The 5,202-nt window shown below is 43.5% G+C and carries 6 protein-coding genes; 5 read left to right on the top strand and 1 reads right to left on the bottom strand.

Features of this window, described 5'->3' with window-relative positions; all coding sequences use genetic code 11:
- Window positions 1-483: 483 nt before the first annotated feature.
- From AC4E92_RS09780 to AC4E92_RS09765, 4 genes are all read left to right on the top strand, one after another.
- The gene (locus AC4E92_RS09780) at window positions 484-1,443 is read left to right on the top strand and encodes a Rieske 2Fe-2S domain-containing protein (RefSeq protein WP_490240410.1); all 960 of its coding nucleotides are present in this window, start codon (window positions 484-486) and stop codon (window positions 1,441-1,443) included.
- 13 nt (window positions 1,444-1,456) lie between these two features.
- Window positions 1,457-2,146 carry a hypothetical protein gene (locus tag AC4E92_RS09775; RefSeq protein ID WP_490240409.1) on the top strand — a complete coding sequence of 230 codons (690 nt, stop codon included), beginning with the start codon at window positions 1,457-1,459 and terminating at the stop codon, window positions 2,144-2,146.
- A 331-nt stretch (window positions 2,147-2,477) separates the two neighbouring features.
- A complete protein-coding gene (locus AC4E92_RS09770) occupies window positions 2,478-3,713 on the top strand; it encodes a glycosyltransferase family 2 protein (RefSeq protein ID WP_490240408.1) in 1,236 nt (411 codons plus the stop codon).
- Complete coding sequence (locus AC4E92_RS09765; RefSeq protein ID WP_490240407.1) at window positions 3,710-4,297, top strand: glycerol-3-phosphate acyltransferase; 588 nt, start codon at window positions 3,710-3,712, stop codon at window positions 4,295-4,297. The genes AC4E92_RS09770 and AC4E92_RS09765 overlap by 4 nt, the downstream gene beginning before the upstream one ends.
- 4 nt (window positions 4,298-4,301) lie before the next feature.
- Here AC4E92_RS09765 and AC4E92_RS09760 read toward each other — a convergent pair whose 3' ends face one another.
- Window positions 4,302-4,733, bottom strand: a complete 432-nt coding sequence (locus AC4E92_RS09760; RefSeq protein WP_490240406.1) for a pyrimidine dimer DNA glycosylase/endonuclease V — start codon at window positions 4,731-4,733, stop codon at window positions 4,302-4,304.
- A 52-nt stretch (window positions 4,734-4,785) separates the two neighbouring features.
- On the opposite strand from AC4E92_RS09760, the gene AC4E92_RS09755 reads away from it, so the two are divergent.
- The gene (locus AC4E92_RS09755; RefSeq protein WP_490240405.1) at window positions 4,786-5,055 is read left to right on the top strand and encodes a hypothetical protein; all 270 of its coding nucleotides are present in this window, start codon (window positions 4,786-4,788) and stop codon (window positions 5,053-5,055) included.
- Window positions 5,056-5,202: the final 147 nt, after the last annotated feature.

Genomic DNA, 5,202 nt, shown 5'->3' with positions numbered 1-5,202 from the left:
AGTGCTTTTTGCCAGATGATTATAGGTGCTGTTTCTGGTTGACTGGGAACGGTTGCACAGCTTTCAAGGAAAATTACAAGTAGAAAACTCAGAACAAACATTACCCAGGATTTTCTCACAGCACTCCCCCCTTGTTTTAAGGTAGTTTGATCTTGATTATATCACATCATATCATAAAATTCAATATCTATCACAAAAATGTACAAAACCCAAAAATCAAGAAGGACAATCAAACATACAAAAGTAGCCAGTGAATTTGCAATAAAATAGATACCCGATAGTTAAGTACATGAGTCACTCTGTGAGAATAAGAGTGGCACAAGCTACCAAATTTCAGAAATCTTCAACAAAGCTCCTTGGAGTTTTTTGAAACCAGTAGATTCTCAGCAGTTGTGAAGATCTGAATGAACTTTCTTTTTCGAGTTTCTGTGGTAAACTAAGGCTTCAAAATTGATATAATTTAATACCAGTGGAGGTTAAAATATGTGGTTTGCAATACTTTCATCAAAAGAGGTTAAAAAAGAAAAACCAGTCGGGGTTGTGAGGTTTGGGAAAGACCTTGTGCTGTGGAGAGACAAAGATGGGAAAATAAATGCCGTGGAGGATTTTTGCGTACACAGATGTGCAAGACTTTCCATCGGAAAGGTTGTGGACGGCAGGCTGCAGTGTCCCTTCCACGGTTTTGAGTACGATGGAAACGGCAGGGTAAAGCTCATTCCTGCGCTTGGAAGAAGCTACAGTGTCCCTGAGAGGTTTTCAGTTAAAGCGTACCATGTAACTGAAAAAGCTGGCATGGTGTGGATGTGGTTTGGGGAAAAAGAGCCCAGCGGTGAACCAAGATTCTTTGACGATATAGATGAAAAATTCACCTTCGCACAGATGCAGGAAATCTGGCACGTTCCTTTCCCGAGGGCTGTGGAAAACCAGCTTGATGTCATGCACCTTCCGTTCGTTCACAGGACCACTATAGGCAGGGGAAACAGAACGCTCGTCAACGGTCCTGTGGTGAAGTGGATCGACCAGGACAGTTTCTTCTTTTACGTTTTCAACGAAATCGATAGGGGACAGGTCGCCAAAAAACCACAGGAACTTGAAGGAACTGAATCGAAAGTCTATCTTGAGTTCATATTTCCCAACGTCTGGCAAAACCACATAACCGAATCAATCAGAGTGGTGGCTTTCTTTGTACCGGTGGAAAAAGAAAAGACCATGATTTATCTTAGATTCTACGTGAAAGCCACAGGTGCAAAGCCTATCGACCAGTTGATTGCAAAGCTTGGAATGCCATTCAACAAAATCGTTCTGCATCAGGACAGGCGCGTTGTTCAGACACAGCAAAATGACATAAGAAAAGACAGCCTTGTTCAGGGAGATCTTCCGATTATGGAATTTCGAAAAAGACTTTATGCAGAGAAAAAACTCGTCGAATTCCTGTTCGATTGAAGAAGGTGATAAAGTGTCTAATGCCAGAGCGTACAATCCAGCTTCATGGAAACCATCGCGTGTCGATCTTGTCCTTTCGGTTGTGATAGCGTTTTCTCTTCCAGCCACAGCCGGCTGGCTCTATGATAAAAAAGGAGCTCTCATACCTATGCTCATCTACTACGCTCTTGCGTGGGGAGTTGTGAAACTCAGGCGCGGCACTGTGGGATATCTGACTCCTATTTCAAAACCGCCGGTGTGGTTCTACATAAACGTGGGCGTCATCCTTACAAGCCTTGTGTTCGCGCGCATGTCGCCTGTGAAGGTTGAAAAAGTAAGCCCTGCCGGAGTTCTGTTCACCGCTCTTGTATGGGCTTTTGCGAATGCTTCCACAGAACAGATATTGTGGCTCTATTTTTTTGATTCCTGGGATCTGTATCCGAAAAAAACCCGCGCAGGTTATCGCGTGACCGGACTGCTTCTTTTTGCCACCTTTGTGGGTTTGATCCACACCATGTTCTGGACAAAATTCCTTCAGGTGGTTCAGCCAAACACAACTGCCGGAGTGATTTTTGTTCTCATGACAACCATCTCTGGTTTTCTTCACATTGCAGTGTGGCGAAGTTCAGGACAGATGATATTCACGTTCATTCCACATTTGATTTTAAATCTTGGACCTCTTTTCTGGACAGGTTACAGCATTTTACCGTACCTGTGGAAATAAATTCTATATCCAAAACCTTTGATTTGCGCAATTTTTTCAGTTCTTCAATGGGCTTTTTTAGCCTGTACATCACAGGATTTCTTTTCCCAGTCCACTCAATGAATCCTTCTATCTTCAGAATACCAAGTGCCATTCTTATGTTTGGACACTTACCTGAGAGCTGTTTTTGAAAGCTTCGAGCGTTTTGAATAGAACGACTTTAATTGGAAAAATTCTATTTTCACAGCATAGGTACAGGGTTTTTTAAGCGTTCAGGGTGTGAAAATATTTCAAATTCGTGCTTTGCGTGATAAAAGAAATCTGGTTATAATATTTACAGCGAGGTGAAAAGATGAAGCAAAAGAATTTTTTAATGATTTTGTTCTTTTCCGTTGCAGTTTTTGCGGTCGTCTTTAGCCGCAATTTTATTTTAAAAACCGATGTGATCCCAGAAGATCTCACAATAGAATATCGTCAGGCTTCTTATTTCTTTTCCAGCGCCAGTTTGATCTTTGTTTTTTCGTCGGTCTTTATTTCGATTTTTTATTTTTTATCTTCAAGGCATAAATTTTTCTTGCAGAACACAGATTGTTCACAAAACATGCACAAAAAGATTTCTGTGATAATCCCCGCGAGGAATGAAGAGATAAACATAAAAAAGGTGCTCAACCATCTGATCAACCAGTCGTTGCAGATCGACCAGATCATCGTTGTGAACGACAACTCTTCGGACAGAACCGCTCAGATTGTGGAGGAGTTTTCAAAAAAATATGAGAATATAAAGCTCATCAACCTTTCTCAGGATCCTCCTGAAGGCTGGACTGGAAAGTCATGGGCTCTGTGGAACGGAGCACAGCACTCTTGTGGAGATCTTCTTGTGTTCATTGATGCCGACGTTGAGCTGGGTGAAAAGGCGATAGAAGCACTCGTTGAAAAGCAAGTCGAGCTGGGCGGCGTTGTTTCAATCTGGCCTTACCAGAGAATGGAGCGATTTTATGAGCATCTGAACCTTGTGATGAACCTTCTGGTCGTTTATGCCGGCGGCAACCTTGGGTTTTTCGGGAAAAAACCGTCCGGTCTTTTTGGTCCAGTCGTGCTCACGACAAGAGAAGATTATTTTGAAACGGGCGGGCACCAAGCCATAAAAGACAGCGTCCTTGAAGACATCAAACTCGGCAGACTTTACGCCAGGCATGGAAAGAGGATCACGAATCTTCTTGGATTGAACTTTGTAAGGTTCAGGATGTACCCGGGTGGAATGAAACAGTTGTTCGAGGGCTTCACCAAGAACATGGCATCTGGTTCCGTCTCGGGCGGGGTTTTGAATTTGTCCTTAGCCTTTCTCTGGATGACAGGTGTGTACTCTTCGATCTTTGCAGTTTTCAGATCTTTTGGGGCTTTTTTGTTCTATCCGATTTTTGCCTTCATCGTTTTTGTTCTTTCAAGGCGCCTTGGTGATTACAAATGGTACGATTTTGTTTTCTATCCCGTGCATTTTCTGTTCTTTCTGGTTTTGTTCATCGTGTCCACTTTAAAAACGGTGTTTTTAAAGCAGGTGAGCTGGAGGGGAAGGAGGATCCGTCTGTGATTTTGTGGATTTTGATAGTACCGGTGCTTCAGTTTCTTTCTGGTTCGATCATGTACTCGTACATCATCGGAAGAATGGTTGGGGTCGATTTGAGAAAGGTAAGGGACAAAAATCCCGGCGCTTCGAATCTCTGGCGCTCAGCTGGATGGAAAATGGGTGTTCTGGCTCTCTTTCTTGATTATTCCAAAGGGACCTTCCCGCTGTTTGTCTTTCTTCAGGCTGGTTTTGTGCAAAACAGGTACTTAATTTCTCTGGCTGCACTCTGCGGTATTCTGGGTCATGCATTTTCTCCAATGCTGAAGTTCAAAGGTGGAAAAGCCGTTGCAACAACTTTCGGTGCCTGGAGCGTGCTTACAAAATGGCAGGCTCCTGTGATCATGGGTTCAGTCCTGACCTTTCTGTATGCGGTGAACCCAAAATCTTCTGTTCGGACCGACGGATTGAAATACATTTCTGCATTGCTGGCGCTCTCTGTGTACGTGCTGTTCAAAGCTTTCACGGCAAACGAATGGCACCTGCTTGTGCTGTACTCTGGAAATCTTGCAGTGGCTCTTTACAAGCACAGGGACATTTTCAAAAAATGATCCATCATTTGACTTTTTCCCAGCTTTCGACATCTCCTTCGATGACGAAAAAGATCGGATGTGGTTCGATCGATCTTTGATTTTTCAGTTTTTCATACCGATCTGGATCGCGCTTTTGAAGTTTTCTCAAAAGGTGCTCAAATTCGTATTCGAGCTGACCGCGTGTGATGGGAATTTTCTCTTCGATCTGGGTAAAAACTATTTTGGTTTCATCGAACCTGTAGCCTCTATTCTGTGCTTCTTTGAGCACGTAGAACAGATAAAAATTCACAGCCGCCAGAGAATTGGGGTGTTTTTTGAATCTCTCAAGCTGTGGATGGTTTTTGTAGCCTTTCGTGCGCCCTTCAAGCACGCTTTTAGCCAGCAGAGTTTCTCTCCACAGTGCAACAAGCCCTTTTGTATCAAGGTACTTTGGATGCAAAGACCACAGTCTCAAAAGCTTCACTCCTTTTTGCCAAATCAATTATAATTGAGGCGGGAAAAAGATCGTGTCTGAAAAGAATCGTTTTTTGATGACACTCCTTTTGCTTTTGATTTTCTACAGTTTTGTTTTTGGATGCACGGTGTTCAACGTGCTAATAGACGGTCATGTTCTTGTGGGCAGAAACTTTGATGACGAATACAGCGAAGGCAGATTGTGGTTTATACCAACCGACCGCGGCGGGATGGTTATAGTAGAACGCCTGGGACTGAACATGCCGTATGAAGGAGTCAACTACCCCCCATCTATAGAGGTGGTGGCTTGGTATAAGCCATAGTTGACTAGCCTCAGCCAGGGAAGTAACTCCCATCGGGCTACGTTAGGCAGGTTATGACACCTTGGGGTACTGCTCAAGCTCCAAGCTCTGTCGTACAGGCTTAAACAGTCCTGAGGGGTAGGGACAGTAGCCTGTGCATAACAAGCC

Origin of the sequence: Pseudothermotoga sp. (assembly GCF_031962025.1) — a bacterium.
Classification (GTDB): domain Bacteria; phylum Thermotogota; class Thermotogae; order Thermotogales; family DSM-5069; genus Pseudothermotoga_B.
The sequence above is the reverse complement of the archived record's forward strand: the minus strand, read 5'-3'. Positions and strand labels throughout refer to the sequence as shown.